We start from the raw sequence: 18,162 nt of genomic DNA, 5'->3' as shown, positions 1-18,162 counted from the left end.
GATTGGCCCTTTGGGCCTAGTTAGTCTAATCGATTTTCGAAGTTGGGGAGCGCAGCAAGCAGTCTAACAACCGCCTTTGGGCCTTTTCCCCGCCGCGGCGCAGGGCGAGATCAAACACCTAGTCCATTGACAGACCATGCGTAGCGTCTGCTGCGTGATTGGCGTTGGGACGCTCGCCGCGAACGACGACAATGCTGCCGATCACGATCAGCAATCCGCCCAGCAGGACAGGCCATCCCACCGGATCACCGAACAGGCCGATGCCGAGCGCGGCACCGATCAGCGGCTCGATGTTTATGAACACGCCTGCACTGGCGCTGTCGACTCGGGCCGCGCCATACTGCCACGCCGCCGTGGCAAGGAAGGTGGAGAGGAGACCCTGCCCAATGATCCCGCTCCAGGCGACCGGGCTCAGCGCGAGTGGGGGCGCACCATGGAGCAACAGAGCGATAGGCAGCACGGTGAGCGTCGCCACCACCAATGTGACAGCAGGCACAGCCATCGCTGATCGCGTCGCAGGCACGCGCTTCAGCGCTAGCAGCCACGCCAGGAAGATCAGTAGCGATGCCAATGAAAGTACGATGCCGATCGCAGTGCCGGCGCCGCCCGGCTTGCCAGCAATCAAAGCCGCGCCACCCGTTGCTGCGACGACGCCGATCCACGAGGCGCGCGTGACACGTTCGCCCATCAGATACGCCGAGACTGCGATCAGCGCGGGCATCGCTCCGACCAGCAGGGCAGCAAGCGTGACGGTGACCCCGGCCAGTCCCTCGAACTGGACCACGAAGGCCAGTCCGTAAAGCGCACCCGCCAGCAGCACCGGTGGCGAACGGAACAGCGCACGAGCCTCCTTCGTGGCAATGGCGAATGGACAGGCGACAATGCTGGCAACGATGAAGCGGAGCAGCACCATATGCGCCGGGTCGAGTTCGCGCAGGGCTAACTTGCCGAGAGGAAAGCCAAGCCCCCAGGCAAGTCCGGCCAGGGAGAGGGCAACACAGGCGAGACGGTTCATGCCGTCTCGTTGCCGTGTTTCGCAGCTTTTGGCGATAGGCGGTGCCCGATGAACCGACGCCTACTTTTGCAGGGCCGGACACGAGCCGCGAACGGCCGAAAATGAGCCCTGCGGCCGACAGCGGCCAAACAGCTCATCGGAAACGTCAACTGCGCGGCAAAGGCGAATTTGGCTTCGGCTTCGGAGAGACAGCCTTGCGCATCCAGCCACTTCTACACGCTGCCGATCGCTCGCGTCGTGAGCAGAGCAGGGCGCCTGCACAAGCGTTGTGCCACGGAAAGCGATTGGTTTTCCAAAGGTTAGCTGGGGGTCTCGGCCACGTGATTCTGCGTGACCCTGCATTTGCCAGCTAATTCAAGCTTTTAGCTTGGTGAGCCAGATTGGACACGTTTCGAACTTTTTTCGACATCCGTCTGCCGAGGCTCGGCGAATTATCGAAGCTTTCAAGGCGCTTAAAGTTGAGGCGGCATGATGGGCACATTCTTGAAAGCAGCCAGTCCGTTTTCGGCACCGGGCCTCGCAGGCTGGCGCTTGCTCAGGTGGGTGCTCATGTCGGCTGTCGACCAATGCACGAACCCGCTGCGCGGGAGGGTCGCTTGGGGTGAGGTAGCGTAGTATTTCAAAGGCTTTGGGCGGGGAGGTGTTGCCGTCCGACCATGCGGGTTCCTTCAACGGAAAGGAACTCGTCATGGATGCTGCTACTATCGCCACCCCGAACAATTCGCTCCGCCAGCGTATGCTGCAGGATATGAAGATGCGTGGCCTTGGGGAGCACACGCAGAAGGACTATGTCCGCCACGTTCGGCGCTTTGCCGCATTTCTCGGCCAGCCTCCCGATACCGCTACGGTTGAAGACCTCCGGCGCTTTCAGCTGGATCAGCATGAACGCGCCGTTGGTCCCGCGACCATCAATGGGGCCGTATCGGCACTGCGTTTCCTATTCGGTATCACCCTCAAGCGACCGGAGATGGCGCTGGGGCTTGTTGTCCTGCATTACGCGCCCAAATTGCGGGTGGTCTTGAGCGTCGAGGAGACCGCGCGGCTGCTCGAGGCGGCGCCAGACATCAAATACAAAGCGGCCCTCAGCGTGGCCTATGGTGCGGGCCTGCGGGTCTCGGAGGTCGCCCACCTCAAGGTCGATGACATCGACAGCGCCCGGATGCTGATCCGCGTCGAACAGGGCAAGGGACGCAAGGATCGCAATGCCATGCTTTCACCGCACCTGCTGGATCTGCTTCGTCAATGGTGGCGCGAAGGCAAACGGCGCGGGGTGATGTTGCCCCATGGCTGGCTGTTCCCCGGCCGCAGCGGCACGGATCCGGTCTCGGCTCGCCAGTTGCACCGGGTCGTGCAGGAATCGGCCGAGCGCGCAGAGGTCCACAAGCGGGTAAGCCCGCACACATTGCGCCATTCGTTCGCCACTCACCTGCTTGAGCAGGGCGTCGATATTCGGGTCATTCAAGTCTTGCTGGGACACGTGAACATCAACACGACCGGCATCTACACTCAGGTCTCGAGCAAGACCATGCGGGCGGTGACCAGCCCGCTCGACCAGATCGTGGCCGTGATGGAAGGCAAGGCCCCTCCCGGATAAATCGGTGCGCACCTCGCTCGAGGTCGCTGATATCTTCCGCAGCGCCGGACCCGCCTATCGGGCGGCCCACGCCGGGCATCTCAGCCTCGGCCAGCTCAAGGTCATGACGGCGATCGAGAATTGCCGCACCGCCGCGCTGGGTGGTCACGTCGAAGCCTGCGACGACTGCGGGCATTGGCGGATCGCCTACAACTCCTGCCGCAACCGGCACTGCCCCAAGTGCCAGGGCGCCGCAGCGCGCACCTGGCTGGCCGCGCGCGAGGCCGATCTGTTGCCGGTCGGCTACTTCCACGTCGTGTTCACCGTGCCCGCAGAGATTGCCGCCATAGCCTGGCAGAACAAGGCGGCGGTCTATGACCTGCTGTTCCGCGCGGCGGCCGACACGATGTTGACCATCGCGGCCGATCCCAAACACCTCGGCGCGCGGATCGGCATCACCGCCGTGCTGCACACATGGGGCTCGGCGCTGACCCACCACCCGCATGTACACATGATCGTGCCCGGCGGTGGCATCGCGCTGGACGGCACGCGCTGGATCTCGTCGCGTCCGGCCTTCCTGCTGCCGGTGCGTGTGCTGGGCGCCTTGTTCCGCCGGCTGTTCCTCACGCGTCTCCTGGCGCTGTTCGATGCCGGCAAGCTGTCCTTCTTCAACACCCTGGCGGGCCTGGCGACACGCAAAGCCTTGCTGCGGCATCTCTCGCCCGTCCGGAAGAAGCGCTGGGTGGTCTATGCCAAGCCACCCTTTGCCGGGCCGCAGGCGGTGCTGGCCTATCTTGCGCGCTACACCCACCGCGTTGCCATCTCGAACCGGCGGCTTGTCGCCTTCGACAAGGGCGGCGTGACGTTCCGCTATAAGGATTACCGTCGCGACGGGGCTGACCGCCAGCAGGTCATGACGTTGGCGACCGACGAGTTCATCCGCCGCTTCCTGATCCACGTCCTGCCGCGCGGCTTCCACCGCATCCGGCATTACGGCCTGCTCGCCAGTTCGACGCACAAGCAGGCCATGACGCTCGCCCGCAAACTGCTGGGCGTTGCTGTACCGGTCGACGAGGCCGAGGCCGAAGCCCACGAACCGCCCGACCATCGCCCGCCATGCCCATGCTGCGGCGGGCACATGACCATCATCGAGACCTTCGCCCGCTGGTGCCAGCCCCGCGCGCCGCCGCAGCCAGCGCCGCTCGCCCGGAGACGCACGCCATGACCCGGCATGGCCCATCCTGCATGACGGTCACGCCCATGGTGTCCTGGCCGGTGGCCCGGCACATGCCCATCTCGGAATTGCGGCCAGCGCAAGGCACACCGGGCAGCAAAACCAACGCCACCGGCAATCTGACACCGCACGAAATCACGTCCATCGGGCCAGCAGCGACACCTCTGGATCGGCAGCGCTTACCCGCCAGAACCATTCCAAAGCCTATTTACCCATAGACCAGCACCTGGGGGCCGCGGGTTCCTGCACTGGAGGCTTTCGTACGCAAGCGCCCGAAACCCTTCACAGACCCGGTCGTTCCCATAGCAACCTCCGAATGTCAGCTCCGGACGTAAGCGGCCACTAACGGTCCCGGACCAGACAATCCGCCATTGCCCAATCAAACATGCTCGGCTGCTTGCCTTACCGTTCGGGTGCCGGTGGCGCTACGCCGCTCGGCAGTCCCGTTTCTCCATCTCCAGCGGACAGTTTTGGGAAATGGCAATCGTGAACAGATTTAGGGAAAACCGCGGAGTCTAGGCAGGGCAGCTTCGGTCGCACGCAGTTTGTCCCGTTGGAGGTTTCTTTGCGGGAACATACCCACACGGGTTCAATCAAGGCCGAAGCGGCCGATCAGCAAGTCGGCTAGGAAGTCGGCCTGTTGGAGGAGGCGATCCGTGGCCCCCAGTTCATCGGTGGCATGCTCGGTGAAGCTGGTGATGAGGATGGCCGTCGTCTCAACGGTGAAGTCGAGCGCCTCCGGGACGCGATCCCGCAACGCGTCAGCCAAGAACCGATGGAACAGCGCGGTCCCGCGTTCGAGCAGCGCCTTGAACTCGGGCGTCTCGCGCAGTTCCACCGAAGCCGCCCGAAGCCCACGACGCAGTTCCACCTCAGCGGCCTCGACGAGTATCAGCTCACGCACGAACGCTCGCAGCCGCTCTGCCGGGCTCGCGCCTCCATCGGTCAGAATGGGTTCTAGCCGCGCGAACTGCTCGGCCCATGTTTTGGTGACGATATGGAACAGCAGCGCCTCTTTGTTCGGGAAATACTGATAGAAGGACGCGACATTTACCCCAGCACGCTCGGCGACCTTATTGGACGTGAAATCGGCCAAGCCGCCACGGCTTAAAATGTAAGTAGCTGCCTCCACGATCGCCGCCACGGTCGCGACGGCGCGCGCCTGCCGAGGCTGCTTTTTCGAGGCAATGTTGGGCTTGCGCGCCATTAGCCGAACACCCTGATCCGTATGTGATTAGCGGATGCAAGCCATAGCTTATATTTTGGGGGCATCAAAATTGTCGAGGAACCTGACATGCCGACTACCGAAGAAATACCCGTCGTCATCATCGGCGCCGGGGCCGCCGGGCTGACGCTCGCGACGTTGCTGGACACTGCCAAGGTGCCGTGCATTGTCCTTGAGCGGCAGGACCGTACCTATATTGAGGGCCGCCAGCGGGCCGGTGTGGTGGACGCGCGCGGAGTTAGGATGTTCGAGCGCTGGGGGCTGGCGGATCAACTGCTCGCCGGACCGGTCGCGCAGACCATCGACTACCGCGTGAACGGCGTCGGCCGAGTGTTCGAGATTGCCGGCGACAATGGCAGCGAGGGCCGCTTCTGTACGCAGCAGATGCTCGTCAACAATCTGCTCCGCGAACTGATCGACATGAGAGGCGGCGACGTGCGGTTCGACGTGACGGACGTGACGATCACTGACGAGGACGGCCAGCGCCCCCAAGTCCGCTATACCCGCGAAGGGCAGGTGCACACGATCGCCTGCGACCACATCGCGGGCTGTGATGCGGATCGTGGTGTCAGCCGGGCTTCCATCCCTGCCAGTGTCCTGACGACGATTAGCCACGAGTTCGGCTACGCTTGGCTGGCGGTGCTGGTGGAAGCGCCGGTGGTGGCTCACCCCATCATGGCGGCGAGCGACCACGGCTTCGTCGCACAACTTCCACGCGGGCCTCAACGCAGCCGCTACTATCTGCAATGCCCTTTGAGCGACGGCACGCAGGACTGGCCGGACGCGCGCATTTGGGATGAGATCCGCTTGCGGCTCAACGATGACACGATCCCGGACGCGGTCGTACTCGACTGCGAAGTGGTGCCGCTCCGCTCCGTGGTCCACGCCCCGATGCAGCACCGCAACATCTACTTGGCGGGGGACGCGGCCCATCTGGTGCCGCCCACCGGTGCCAAGGGCATGAATATGGCGCTCTACGATGTGGATGTGCTCGCGCAGGCGCTGGTTGACGCGGTAAACAGTGATGATGGATCGACACTGGCGGGCTATTCGGCGACGGTTCTGCCCCGCGTCTGGAAATATCAGGAGTTCAGTGCCTGGATGACGGACATGATGCATGATGGCGGCGACCCCACGCAGAATGGCGCGTTCCGCCAGATGACGGCGCGCGCGCGTCTTGATGAATTGTTCAGTTCACCCGTGGCGGCGCGACTTCACAGCGACTTCCAACGCGGCGTCGCCTAACAATCCGGTGTCCCCCGCGTTTCAAGGCGAGGGCCATTCCCTAAATAGCATCCCAATGGGAATGCCGCCGGCCGTCTCGCTCGCAGTTCGTTTTTGAGAGGCCAGCTCCCTTCGCTTGACGCACAGTGTACACGGACTAAACTGTTAAGCGCCTAAAAAGACAGCGATGCAGGTATGGTGACAACCTGCGGTCTCTTGCGAGACAGTCACGCTTGAGCGGGTGATGCCGCTCTTGGCCATGGCCGGACACAACGAGGATTGCGCTCGTGCGTGGCCGGTCGTCGTTGTCTGACCACGATCGGCTCGTGTCCGTCTCACCAACGGAAAGGCACGACCATGAAGCTGAACCACATCAAACTTTACAGCCACGACACCGAAGCCGACCGCGCTATGTTCGAGCATTATTTCGGGCTGCGCACGCTAGTCGTGCGCGGCACGAAGATGGCGATCATGCAGGACGATGATGGCCTTGTGCTGATCGTCAACCATTTCGAAAGCAAGCTCGACGGCTTCGACTACCCAAAGCAGCTCGACATTCTGCATGTCGGCTTCATCCAAGAGTCGCGCGATGCCGTCGATGCCCTGCATGCCCGCCTAAGCGGCGACGGCGGGGAAACGCAGGCGCCGCACGAGGCGCATGGTGCCTGGTCTTTCTATTTTCGGGCAAAGGGCGGCTACTGCATCAAAGTGACGACTCTGACGCCGATAGGCCCCGAAGAAGCGTATCCTGGTGACCGGCAGTAAGGTTCGTTTTGGGGTCGGCGGAGCCATCCGCCGGCCATTTCCGGCTGCGATGCCGTTCAAACGAACCGGCGTACAGCCCAGCCTGCAATCCCGTATGTCCGGTCTTATTCCTGGGATGACATATGTTCACGCACATCATGATTGGCAGCAACAACCTTGAGCGATCCAGAGCCTTCTATGACGCTACGTTCACGGCACTGGGCGGCAAGCCAGGCGAGAGGGATGAGAGAGGCCGGCTGATCTACGATCACGACGGTGGGCGGCTGATGATCACCCGGCCGATCGATGGCCACCCGGCGACTGTCGCCAATGGCGGAACCATCGGCATCGCCGCCATCAGCGCGGATCATGTTCGCGCTTGGCACGAGGCCGGCACCGCGCGTGGCGGCACATCGATCGAAACCCCACCGTGCGAGCGCCCGAATGGCGTTTTCGTCGCCTATCTCCGCGATCCCGATGGCCATAAGCTGACCGCGCGGACGAAGGCGACGCGGTAGCTTCATGGAACTCGACCATTCAGCTGGGCAAGGAGGCTCATGTCCATCGGCATCAGCCTGATCGTCCTTTTCGCGGCGGTTCTGCACGCGAGCTGGAACGCCCTTCTGCGCGGAGGCTGCGACCGGCTCTGGTCGATGACGATCATGTGCATCGCCATTGCACTCGCCTGTGCCCTGATGGCGCCCTTCGTGGCGGTTCCCGCAACAGCGAGTTGGGGCTGCATCGCTTTATCGGCGCTGCTGCACGTCGGATACAACCTCTTCCTCGTGCGCACCTACCGGCAAGGCGATCTCGGGCAAACCTACCCGATCGCCCGCGGCGCCTCGCCGCTTCTGGTGTCGCTCGGTGCCGCAGTCTTCGCGCGCGAGCTGCCAGACGCGCTCAGTCTGACGGGCGTGCTGCTGGTGTCGGGCGGCATCGTTGCGCTGGCCTTCCAAGGGCGGGCCATCGGGCGGCAGACATTACTTTTCGCGCTCGGCACCGGCGGCTTCATCGGTGCCTACAGCGTGACCGATGGCGTCGGGGTGCGGCTGTCCGGCTCGCCTATCGGCTACACCGTCTGGATGTGCCTGTCGTGGGGCCTGCTCGCGCCGGCGACCTACATCGTGCTGCGGGATGCCCGTTCTCTGGTGCGCGGGCGCAGGGAAATGCTGGTGGCAGCCGGCGGCGGGCTCGCCTCGCTTCTGGCCTATGGCATCGTCATCTTTGCCATGGCGCACGGCACGATGGGACCGGTGTCGGCGCTGCGGGAGACAAGTGTCGTCTTAGCGGCACTGATCGGACGCGTCTTCCTGCACGAAAGACTGAGCCGTTATCGGATCACGGCCTGCCTGGTTGTTGCCATGGGGGCTCTTCTGATCGGACATGCAGGCTGAAGAGAGGACAGATCGGAACGTTGCTGGGGCGAGCGACCGCTCGCGATCCGGATGAGCGCGTCTTACCGCGTGAGGCGGCGAGGTTTCGGGGATCAGAGCAGTTCATGCCCGGCGCTGCGCAAAATACTGTGCTGGCGTGCTGCCGAGCGCCTTGCGGAACATCGTGATGAACGCGTTGACCGAATCGTAGCCCAATTCGGCCGCGACCTGCTGGACGCTGGCGCCGCTCGCCAGCTCGCGTAACGCAACGACGAGGTGGAGCTGTTGGCGCCAGCGGCCGAAGGTCAGGCCGGTCTCGCGCAGCATCAGCCGCGCCAGCGACCGCTCGCTCATCGCGACGCGGACGGCCCAGCCGGCGAGCGTGCTGCGGTCCGACGGCGCGGCGGTCAGCGCGTCGGCGATAACGCGAATCCTGCTATCGCCTGACACCGGCAGGTTCAGGCGCTGGCGCGGCATTTCGGCCAGCTCGTCAAGCATCACCCGGGCCAGGCGGGCGGCATGTCCGTCCGGGGAATAGTCGCTGGGCTCGTGCGCCAGGCGATCGATCATCGCGCGGATCATCGCGGTCAACTCCAGTGCGCAGCAATGGTCGGGAAGCCTGCTCGCGCCGGGCTCGACGAACAGATAGTCGACCCGCGCATTTGCGGTCGCGCGCGCGCTGTGCGGCACCCCGCCCGGAATCCAGATGCCGCAGCCCGGCGGCACGATCCACACATCGTCCGCGGCGATACAGGTGACCGCGCCGTGCGACGCCAGGATCAACTGCGCCTTGCGATGGACATGGGTGGGCACTTCGGCGGCATGGTCGGTGAAGTCTAGCCGGTGCGCGATCGCGGTCGCGTCCGCCGCGTCCGGATCCAGGATGGCAGTGGCTAGCATAGGTCGTGACATCAAGATGGCAGTTTATAGGGATAGATTGGCTGGATAGCTAATATCATCGCTTGCTGAGAGTGACTATCAATAAGCGATGGGATATTGGCTTTTCTGGTATGGCGGGTGGATCGGACCCGAAATCGCGCTGCCCCAGTGGCAGTGGCCGCGATGGCGGAACCCGCTGCGCAATCCGGTCGTCAAGACGGATGTCGAGGCGCTACTGTTCGCCGCCAAGAGCTTCGTTGCCGCGCTGCTGGCCTATTATGTCGCGCTTCGCATCGGGCTGCCGCGCCCGTCCTGGGCGATCGTCACAGTCTACCTCGTGTCGCAGCCTAGCGCCGGAGCCTCGCTGGGGCGTGGCGTCTACCGGCTGGCGGGCACGCTGGTCGGTGTGATCGCGACGGTGGCGATCATCCCGATATTCGCGAACGAGTCGCTGGTGTGCAGCGTGGTGCTGGCCGGATGGATCGGCCTGTGCCTGTTCCTGTCGCTGCTCGACCGGACACCCCGCGCCTATGCCTTCGTGCTGTCCGGTTACACCGCCAGCCTGATCGGCTTCCCTGCCGTCGCGGCACCGGACACGATCTTCGATACCGCATCGGTGCGGGTGCAGGAGATCGCACTTGGGATCCTGTGTGCGGTGCTGGTCCATCGCTACGTGATGCCTCGACCGATGACCGGCCAATTCAAGGCGAAGCTGGCGGCGACGTTGCGCGATGCCCGCCAGCTCGCTGGCGACGCGCTGCGCGAGGTTTCAGAGAACGAGCGCCGCGAGGATCGCCACCGGCTGGCCCTGGACCTGCTCGCGCTGCGGGGGCTGGCGATGCACCTTCCTTATGATCCGGTCGCGGGAAGGCCGAGTGCTGCGTCGGTGCAGCTGATGCACGACCGACTGGCGCGGCTGCTGCCGCTCCTCGCCGACGTCGAGGAGCGGATCGATGCCCTTCGTGCCCGTCGCTTGGGCATGCCGGTGGAACTGGCGCAGCTCGTGCTTGACGTTCGCGCCTGGATCGCCTCGGACGAACTTGTCGAGCGGGAGGCGGGCGCGCTCTGGTTGATCCGTCATGCCCGTTCGCTCGCACACGGTGGATCCGACACCGGAGATGCGCTGTCGGCCAATGTCGCGGGGCACCTCGCCGACCTGGTCGGCCTGCTCCACGACGGCGACCGGCTTGGGCATGAGGTAATCACGGGGGCGTCGGCGTTCGCGGTAGAGCCGCTCTTCGTCAAGAAGCGGGTTAAAGGCTACGTTTTCCACCGCGATCCCGTCATGGCGGCACGCGCCGGGGCGGGCGCCATCGTCGGGATCACGCTCGGCTGTTTCGCCTGGATCTGGTCGGCATGGCCCGATGGCGGGCTGGCTGTATCGGTGCTGGGGGTCACCTGCGCGCTGTTCGGCAATGTCGACAACCCCGTTCCCTTCGTCCGAAAGTACATTGTCGGCTCGATCTACGGCGTCGCGATCAGCCTGGCCTACAGCTTCGTCATCCTGCCGCGCGTCTCCGACTTCCCAACCCTGCTCGCTGTGCTTGCACCCACCTTCCTGTTCGCCGGATCTTTGCAGGCGCGGCCCGCGACCGCCTTCATGGCGCTCGGCGTGACGTTGACAATTCCGATCCTGGTCGGGCTGGGGGCCGAATATGGCGGCGATTTCGCCGACGCCGTCAACAGCAGCATCGCCCTGTTCGTGGGCGTCGGCTTCGGCACGGTGAGTATGGCGCTGTTCCAGACCGTCGCCCCCGATGCCGCGATCCACCGCCTGCTGTGGCTCGGTCGCCGCGACGTGGCACGCCGCGCGCGAGGCGGTGGTCCGGCAGAGGCGGCATGGACCGGGCTGATGATCGACCGCGCCGCGCTGCTGATGCCGCGGCTCGCCCTGTCGGCGCGGCCGACGAAGGCGACGCTGGACGAGACCTTGCGCCACCTGCGCATCGGGCATGCGGCGGGACTGTTGCATCGTCGGCTCGGTCGGCAGGGCGGAGCGGTCGCGGACGACGCGCGGGCGGTGCTGGCGGACGTCGCTGCACATTTTGGGAGTGCCAGCGCGCCGAGCCTCGCCGAACTCAGCCGCAGTGTCGACGCGCTGGCTGTGAGGATCGCCGACGCGGCAGAGGCAGATCGCTCGCTGCTCGACCCACTCACTGACCTGCGGTTCGCGCTGGCTCCGGTGCCACAGGGCGAGGTCGCGGCATGATCTCCGACATCGTCATCGGTGGCGTGCTCATTCCCGGTCTGCTGGCAGTCGCCTGCTTGGCGCTGGTGCTGACGGTCGCGATTCTTCGTCTGCTTTCTGCCACCGGCGCATCTCGGCGGCTCGCCTTGCCGCCCGTCGTCGAGCTTGCCGTCCTCGTCATCGTCTTCGGCCTGCTCGTGCAGAGCCTGCCTGCCACTGGATTACTCCAATGAAGCCATATTTCGCCTTGCTCGGGCGCTACGCCGTTACGCTTTCGCTTGTCGCTATCGCCGCGCTGGTGGCGCTGCACCTGTGGGACCGTCACCAACGCACGCCGTGGACCCGCGACGGTCGTGTCCGCGCCGACGTGGTGCGCATCTCGACCGACGTCGGCGGTCTCGTCACCCAGGTGCCGGTCCGCGACAATCAGGTCGTCCGTCCCGGGCAGTTGCTAATCGTCCTCGACCGGCCACGCCTCACCGCCGCTATCGGCCGCGCCGATGCCGCCATCGCCGAGGCTCAAGCGCAGCTCGAACAAGCACGTAAGGAAGCGCGTCGCGATCTTGCGCTCGGAGATCTCGTCGCGACCGAGGCGCGCGAGCAGAATGTCGCCAAAGTCAGGACAGCCGAGGCGGCACTGGCGCGCGCGATCGCCGACCGCAACGTCGCGATGGTCGATATGCAGCGTACCGAAATCCGTGCCACTGTTGCCGGCACCGTCACCAACCTCGACATTCACCCCGGCGACTATCTCGCGGCGGGGGCGCAGGCGATGGCGCTTGTCGACACCGCCTCGCTGCGGATCGAAGGCTATTTCGAAGAGACGAAGCTGCACAACGTGGCCATCGGAGATCGCGCCCGCATTCGCCTGATGGGCGACGATGGCGAGATCCTCGGCCATGTCGAGAGCATCGCCGCTGCGATCGCCGACGACCAGCGCGACGATACCGGCAACCTCCTACCCAAAGTCGCGCCGACCTTCTCTTGGGTACGGCTCGCCCAGCGTATCCCGGTCCGCGTGCATATCGACCGGATGCCCGCGACGACGCGCCTGATCGCGGGGCGGACCGCAACGGTCGAGATCGTGCCCGCCGCGATCGCGGCGGGAGGCCGCCCGTGAGGCGCCTGCTCGCACCCCCCTTCGTGGCGAGCCTTGCGCTGCTGTCCGCCGGCTGCGTAGCGGGACCGGACTACCGCATGCCGCCCGCAGCCATCGTCAATCGACCACAGGCGTCCGCGCCGTTCTTGGGCAGTCGAGATCCTGCCGTGACCCAGGCAGACCTGCCACCGCATTGGTGGCGTCTCTACGGCGATCCCCGGCTCGATGCCTATGTGACCGAAGCACTTGGCGCCAACACCGATTTGCGCGTGGCCGATGCCAATCTGCGCCGGGCGAGCGCGATCGTGCGCGAGGCCGCGGCCGCGCGCACGGTCACGACAGGCATCAGCGGCCAGGCGGCGGGCGCCCGCATCGGCGGGCCGACCGGGACCTTGCCGGCGCCGCTCAGCTACGCGCTCGGCTTCGATCTCAACTATCCGCTCGATCTGGCGGGCGGCATCCGCCGGGGGATCGAGGCGGCGAACGCACAGGCAGAGGCGACACTTGCCGCGCGCGACCATGTGCGCGTGGTGGTGGCGGCGGCTGTCACCCGCAATTATGCGCGCGTCTGCGCCGACGGCGTCGCGCTCGCCGCTGCGCGGCACGTCGTCACGATCCAGCGTTCGACCCTCGACGTGGCGTTACGAATGGTGCGCGGCGGCCGCGGCACACGCTTCGACAGCGATCGCGCACGCGCGGCCGTCTTCGCCAGCGAAGCCACCATCCCCGACATCCTCGCCGACCGGCGTGCCGCGTTGTTCGCGCTGGCGGCGATGATGGGACGCGTTCCGGCCGACTATCCACGCGAGCTGGAAGGCTGCACGACAATACCGTCGCTCCGCCGCCCGCTGCCGATCGGCGACGGTGCGATGCTGCTCAAGCGCCGCCCCGACATCCGGCGAGCCGAACGGCTGCTGGCCGCCGCAACCGCCGGCATCGGAGTCGCCGAAGCCGATCTTTACCCCCGTATCAGCCTCGGCGGTTCGGCGGGAACCACTACGTCAGTCGGCCGTGCGCTGGCGCCTTCGTCGTTCGGCTTCAGTCTCGGCCCGCTGGTCTCCTGGTCCTTTCCGAACCGCAAGGCGGTCCGTGCGAGGATCGATGAGGCCGGTGCTGATGGCGACGCCGCGCTCGCGGGCTTCGATGGTTCGGTGTTGCTGGCCCTTCAACAGACCGAAACCGCCCTGTCCGCTTATGCGCGGTCACGCGACCGACTGGACGCGCTGGAACGGGCGGCGGGAGCTGCCGACAAGGCAAGCGGGGACGCCGAAAAGCTGCAACGCTTCGGTCGCACACCGTTCCTCGACGTATTGAACGCGCAGGCCAGCTACGCCGACGCGCAAACAAGCCTGTCGTCCGCGCGCGCCAGCCTGGTCGATCGGCAGATTGACCTCTTCCTTGCACTCGGCGGCGGTTGGGAGTGAGGCCGATAAAACTTGTGGTTCAAGCGCTACATCCTGATTATCCGCGCTTGCCTGAGGCCAAGCGCCGTTGTTTGGGCGGTCGACACAGACTCAAGCAATGAATGGCCGTCATTCGGGAACGTTTATGAGAGCCGTTCCGCTTTCCCATAACTCGATTGACGTGACCCCGGTCTTTCATCCAACGGCAACCAGAGACCGACCGGTGTTGTCGCGCATGAGCGCGGGTGAAGCAACGGGCGGGGTTAACCCCGCCCGTTGCTGTTCGAGCCCGGCAGCGAAGGCTGCCGGGGTAGCGTAGCCGAGCGACGAGTGCGGCCGCTCGGTGTTGTAGTCGTCGACCCAGCGCGCCAGGATCGAGCGGGCCTGGCGAACCGTGAAGAACAGCGTCTCGTTGAGCAGCTCGTCGCGCATGCGACCGTTAAAGCTTTCGACGAACCCGTTCTGCGTAGGCTTGTCCGGCGCGATGTAGTGCCACTCGATGCGGGCATCGCCGGACCAGGCGAGCACCGCGTTCGACGTCAGTTCGGTCCCGTAGCACATCGGGAAGCGCTGGAACGGGAGCCACTGTGGCCCTGATGAAGACAAGGCCGCGAAGCGGCCGCAGGCTTCATCAGGGCAAGCCATGGTCGGCCAGCAGGTATCTAAAGTGAATTTGTCGAGACAACACTTTGGAGGCCGACCGACCATGACCAAGCTCACCTCTACGCCTGCCGGCGCCGTGCTGGTAGCCATCGACATGTCCAAGAACCGGCAGGAGGTCCTCATAGAGCGACCGGAAGGCGGCCGGCGCCGGCGGATGACCGTCATGGCGACCAGGCAGGACTATGACGGCTTTGCCGAGCAACTCGCTGCCATCGGGCGCCCCATCATCGTCGGGTTCGAGGCGACGGGTAATTACCATCGCACGCTGGCACACCGGCTGCTGACGGCGGGGTTCGAGCTGCGCCTCATCTCGTCGGTCGCGCTCGCCCGAACGCGTGAGGCGCTGCACAACGGCTGGGACAAGAACGACCCCAAGGACGCGCAGGTCATCCTGCATATGCTGCGGATCGGCGCGACGCAGCGTTACGTCGACCCGCTGGTGGCCGGGATCAACGACCTGCAGGAGCTGTCGAAAACCCACGAGACGATCTCCAGGATGAAGACACAGACCTGGCACCGGATACTGACCCACTACCTGCCGCTGTACTTCCCTGAGATCGCCCGCTTCGCAGGCAACAGCCGGTCCGACTGGTTCCTCGCGCTCATCGAGCGGTTTCCGACACCGGCCACCATCACGGCGCTGGACCGCGAGGCATTCTCGGCTGCGGCATGGCCGCTCATCGGCCGCAAGGTCTCCAAGGCACGCCTCATCAACGACATCTACGAGACGGCGTCCGCCTCGACGGCGCTGCCGGTGCCGGAGGACTCAGCCGCCATCACCATGTTCCGCATGGTCATCGCGCAGGGCCGCAGCCTCATCCGCCAGCGCGACGAGATCGAGCGGCTGGCCCATGCGCGGCTCACCGATGACGTCGACTACCAGCTGCTGCGCAACATTCCGGGCATCGGTCCGATCAACGCGCTGACCATCCTGGCCGAGGCCGGCGATCTGCGTCGCTTCAACCATCATCGCCAGTTCCTGAAGTTCTGCGGTCTCGATCTCGCGACCTGCCAGTCGGGCACGTTCCGTGGCCGCACCAAGCTGTCCAAGTACGGTAACGCGCGCCTACGCCGGACCTTCTGGATGGCTGCTCAGGTCGCCGCGCGTCAGCGCGACAACAGCTTCCGCGACAAGCTCGGACGATATGTCGCCGGGCACGCGGACGATGCCGACCGTCGCCGTAAGGCGATGACGGCGCTCACCGCCAAGATGGCGCGCGTGGCTCACGCCGTCGTCAAGACGGGGACAGAGTACCGGCCGTTTCTCGAACGGTCGGATGCCAGGTGGAAGGACCCCTCTCTGCAAGTGCCGTGAGGGCGCTCGTCGAGCGACCCTGTAGATAATGTTCGGGCCTTCCACCTGGGTGCGTATCTCGTTTTAAGGATGGTGAGGACCACGGCCGCCCCGGCGCCGCTGGATCCTGTGTTTGCTATGGCAGGGAGCGATCCCGTTGACGGTGGGAGCCATCTGGCTCAAATTGCATACCGCGCCGATGGTTGTCGGCGCTTGGATATCTGCTGGCCAAAACCCACCGCTGCTTCCCGACATAGGACGTTGTCGCTGACGATCATCGTCGGTTTGCCACGCTCGGCGATTAGATCGGTCAACTCGCGAACGACCCGCCGGCCCGAGATCGAGGTGTCCACTACCGCCCGGAGGCACTCACGCGTGACGTCGTCGACGATATTGAGCACGCGGAACCGCCGGCCGGTGACGAGCTGGTCGTGCACGAAGTCCAGGCTCCAGCGCTGGTTGGGGAGCGCCAGCACCGGCGCGGGTGCGCCCCACGCGACAACACGCGGCTCACCGGACGCTTACGATAGGACAGATGTTTTATTGCACTGCGTTGCACCTGTGCGGGAAGCGACGCGCCGCCTCCCGTCGGATTGACAGCTTGCTCGGGAATACTGCGGAAATCGGACCTCCCGGCGCGACGGGAGCAAAGACGGGTGCAGGTTCGAACTTCGACCGAAACTGGAAAAGCGGCGGTGCGAAACGCCTAACTACGCCTCGCGGTGACCTGCCTCATCCGTTGCGCAAGTCATCGTGATACTCCGACAGATCCAGCGCACTGTGTTCTGGCCGCGCAGTATCGCCGTCGAGGGCAGACGTGCCAGCGATTTCCTTCAGACCCACGGCACGCTGTTCCAACTGCTCGGAAGTGGCTGGTATCATCCCGACCATGCCCTGCGCCACAGTCGCCTGGTTCACCTCGACGAACGGGCGGAGCTTTCGCTCGTAAGCCGTGAAGGCGTCCCGATGGTCGGGATGGCGGGCGAGCTCACTGGCCAGCACATAGGCGCCAGTGAGCGCCAGGCTCGATCCCTGCCCGGTCAGGAAAGACGGTGCGTAGGCTGCATCTCCGACCAGGGCGACCCGGCCGCGTGTCCATGCGGGCATTCTGATCTGTTCGACATGATCGAAATACAGATCATCCGCCGTTTGCATCGCCCTCAATAACTCGGGAACCTGCCAGCCCGCACCTGCAAACGCCTTGGCAGTGAGGTCACGCTGGAATGCCGGGTCCCGCGCGTCGCGCCCGAGCCGGTAAGGATGTGCGAACGCCATCAGCACGAACACCTTTTCTGGCAAACTTCCAGCTGCGTAGATCGCCACCATCCGGCCCGGTACGTTGGAGATGAGGGCCTCGCGGTCCAGACCAAGCGTGTTGGAGATAGAGAAGCCTGCGAAGCAGAAGCCGATAGGCTTGGAAAACTGGGCTTCGTCACCAAAGACCAGAGCGCGCGTGTTGGAATGTACGCCATCGGCACCGATCACGATGTCGAACCGTCCCCGCGACCCATCGTCGAAGGTGACTTCAACGCCTGTGCCATCCTCTTCCAGGGCCGCGATCGAGGTATTGAACCGCCGGGGAATCCGATCCTCGGTCAGGCCGGAAAGAAGCGAGGTCAACTCGCCGCGCGCGATTTCGACGTCGCGGCCGGGGACGCCACCATGGATCCACTTGGGATCGAGTGCGACAACCACATCGCCATCACCATCAAGGAAGGTGACTCGCTGCGAGTCTATATCGGCATCAAGCAGGGCGGGACGAAGGTCCATTTGCTCGGCGACGTCCATCGCGACAGCTCTCAAATCGATAGGATAGCCGCCCAGCCTGATTGTGGCTGCCTTTTCGACGAGGGTGACGTCGAACCCATACCGATCGAGCCAATAGGCGGTAGCCGGACCTGCGATGCTGGCACCGGAGACAAGGACGCGGCGCCCGTTTGCGGGGCGGGAGGGCGGGGTGGTACTAGCTTTGTTCACGTCGAAAGCCTTTCGTCACATGTTGCAAGATGGAACTGCTATCTCGAAGTTGGGCGCGATCTGATCTCACGGGGCCAAAGCAATGGCAGAACCGGAAGCAGGAATGTGCCCATCATCACGGCGGCGATTGCCGGGTCGCCAAGCACCGACCACAACCACACAAAGAACGCGATTCCCCCGCTGACGGGGACGCCCGCCAACACCGCGATGACCGCAAATCGTCGGGCGGCACCAAGGCTGAGGCGCGATCCGCGATAACTTCGCGCTTTGC

General features: G+C 64.8%; 14 protein-coding genes and 3 pseudogenes. 11 read left to right on the top strand and 6 right to left on the bottom strand.

Annotated elements, in window-relative coordinates:
- Nucleotides 1-118: 118 nt before the first annotated feature.
- A complete protein-coding gene (locus QE360_RS18440; RefSeq protein WP_309703917.1) occupies nucleotides 119-1,015 on the bottom strand; it encodes a DMT family transporter in 897 nt (298 codons plus the stop codon).
- Nucleotides 1,016-1,703: 688 nt separating this feature from the next.
- On the opposite strand from QE360_RS18440, the gene QE360_RS18435 reads away from it, so the two are divergent.
- Nucleotides 1,704-2,609 (top strand): site-specific integrase, encoded by a 906-nt coding sequence (locus tag QE360_RS18435; protein ID WP_309703914.1) that lies wholly within the window; start codon nucleotides 1,704-1,706, stop codon nucleotides 2,607-2,609.
- A gap of 4 nt (nucleotides 2,610-2,613) precedes the next feature.
- Entirely contained in the window at nucleotides 2,614-3,813 is a 1,200-nt protein-coding gene (locus QE360_RS18430; RefSeq protein ID WP_309703909.1) for an IS91 family transposase, read from the top strand.
- A 598-nt stretch (nucleotides 3,814-4,411) separates the two neighbouring features.
- Here the strand turns inward: QE360_RS18430 and QE360_RS18425 are convergent.
- The gene (locus QE360_RS18425) at nucleotides 4,412-5,029 is read right to left on the bottom strand and encodes a TetR/AcrR family transcriptional regulator (RefSeq protein WP_097383931.1); all 618 of its coding nucleotides are present in this window, start codon (nucleotides 5,027-5,029) and stop codon (nucleotides 4,412-4,414) included.
- A gap of 87 nt (nucleotides 5,030-5,116) precedes the next feature.
- On the opposite strand from QE360_RS18425, the gene QE360_RS18420 reads away from it, so the two are divergent.
- The 4 genes from QE360_RS18420 to QE360_RS18405 all read left to right on the top strand — a co-directional run bounded on the left by QE360_RS18420 (nucleotide 5,117) and on the right by QE360_RS18405 (nucleotide 8,409).
- Nucleotides 5,117-6,292 (top strand): 4-hydroxybenzoate 3-monooxygenase, encoded by a 1,176-nt coding sequence (locus QE360_RS18420; protein WP_309703905.1) that lies wholly within the window; start codon nucleotides 5,117-5,119, stop codon nucleotides 6,290-6,292.
- A 336-nt stretch (nucleotides 6,293-6,628) separates the two neighbouring features.
- Nucleotides 6,629-7,036, top strand: coding sequence for a VOC family protein (locus QE360_RS18415; protein ID WP_309703903.1), 408 nt, complete (start codon nucleotides 6,629-6,631; stop codon nucleotides 7,034-7,036).
- Between the two features lie 122 nt (nucleotides 7,037-7,158).
- The gene (locus QE360_RS18410) at nucleotides 7,159-7,533 is read left to right on the top strand and encodes a VOC family protein (protein WP_097383934.1); all 375 of its coding nucleotides are present in this window, start codon (nucleotides 7,159-7,161) and stop codon (nucleotides 7,531-7,533) included.
- A gap of 39 nt (nucleotides 7,534-7,572) precedes the next feature.
- Entirely contained in the window at nucleotides 7,573-8,409 is an 837-nt protein-coding gene (locus QE360_RS18405; protein ID WP_309703900.1) for a DMT family transporter, read from the top strand.
- 102 nt (nucleotides 8,410-8,511) lie between these two features.
- Here QE360_RS18405 and QE360_RS18400 read toward each other — a convergent pair whose 3' ends face one another.
- Nucleotides 8,512-9,288: a helix-turn-helix domain-containing protein gene (locus QE360_RS18400; protein WP_235654548.1), complete on the bottom strand. Its 777-nt coding sequence runs from the start codon at nucleotides 9,286-9,288 to the stop codon at nucleotides 8,512-8,514.
- Nucleotides 9,289-9,376: 88 nt separating this feature from the next.
- Here QE360_RS18400 and QE360_RS18395 point away from each other — a divergent pair, with 88 nt between their 5' ends.
- From QE360_RS18395 to QE360_RS18380, 4 genes are read left to right on the top strand one after another with little or no spacing between them, the layout of a single operon-like run.
- Nucleotides 9,377-11,476: an FUSC family protein gene (locus QE360_RS18395; protein ID WP_309703899.1), complete on the top strand. Its 2,100-nt coding sequence runs from the start codon at nucleotides 9,377-9,379 to the stop codon at nucleotides 11,474-11,476.
- Nucleotides 11,473-11,688 (top strand): DUF1656 domain-containing protein, encoded by a 216-nt coding sequence (locus QE360_RS18390; RefSeq protein WP_097383938.1) that lies wholly within the window; start codon nucleotides 11,473-11,475, stop codon nucleotides 11,686-11,688. Before QE360_RS18395 ends, QE360_RS18390 begins: the two co-directional genes overlap by 4 nt.
- Entirely contained in the window at nucleotides 11,685-12,575 is an 891-nt protein-coding gene (locus QE360_RS18385; RefSeq protein ID WP_097383939.1) for a biotin/lipoyl-binding protein, read from the top strand. The genes QE360_RS18390 and QE360_RS18385 overlap by 4 nt, the downstream gene beginning before the upstream one ends.
- Nucleotides 12,572-13,978: an efflux transporter outer membrane subunit gene (locus QE360_RS18380; RefSeq protein ID WP_309703895.1), complete on the top strand. Its 1,407-nt coding sequence runs from the start codon at nucleotides 12,572-12,574 to the stop codon at nucleotides 13,976-13,978. Before QE360_RS18385 ends, QE360_RS18380 begins: the two co-directional genes overlap by 4 nt.
- Before the next feature lie 174 nt (nucleotides 13,979-14,152).
- Here the strand turns inward: QE360_RS18380 and QE360_RS18375 are convergent.
- Nucleotides 14,153-14,509 (bottom strand): annotated as a pseudogene (locus tag QE360_RS18375) (transposase); the annotation flags it as partial.
- A gap of 154 nt (nucleotides 14,510-14,663) precedes the next feature.
- On the opposite strand from QE360_RS18375, the pseudogene QE360_RS18370 reads away from it, so the two are divergent.
- A pseudogene (locus tag QE360_RS18370) lies at nucleotides 14,664-15,960 on the top strand (IS110 family transposase).
- A 214-nt stretch (nucleotides 15,961-16,174) separates the two neighbouring features.
- On the opposite strand, the pseudogene QE360_RS18365 reads toward QE360_RS18370, so the two are convergent.
- A pseudogene (locus QE360_RS18365) lies at nucleotides 16,175-16,405 on the bottom strand (DDE-type integrase/transposase/recombinase); the annotation flags it as partial.
- 241 nt (nucleotides 16,406-16,646) lie between these two features.
- Entirely contained in the window at nucleotides 16,647-17,891 is a 1,245-nt protein-coding gene (locus QE360_RS18360; protein WP_097383940.1) for an FAD-dependent monooxygenase, read from the bottom strand.
- Nucleotides 17,892-18,162 lie beyond the last annotated feature (271 nt).

It is taken from the genome of Sphingomonas sp. SORGH_AS_0789 (assembly GCF_031453055.1).
Taxonomy (GTDB): domain Bacteria; phylum Pseudomonadota; class Alphaproteobacteria; order Sphingomonadales; family Sphingomonadaceae; genus Sphingomonas.
The sequence above is the reverse complement of the archived record's forward strand: the minus strand, read 5'-3'. Positions and strand labels throughout refer to the sequence as shown.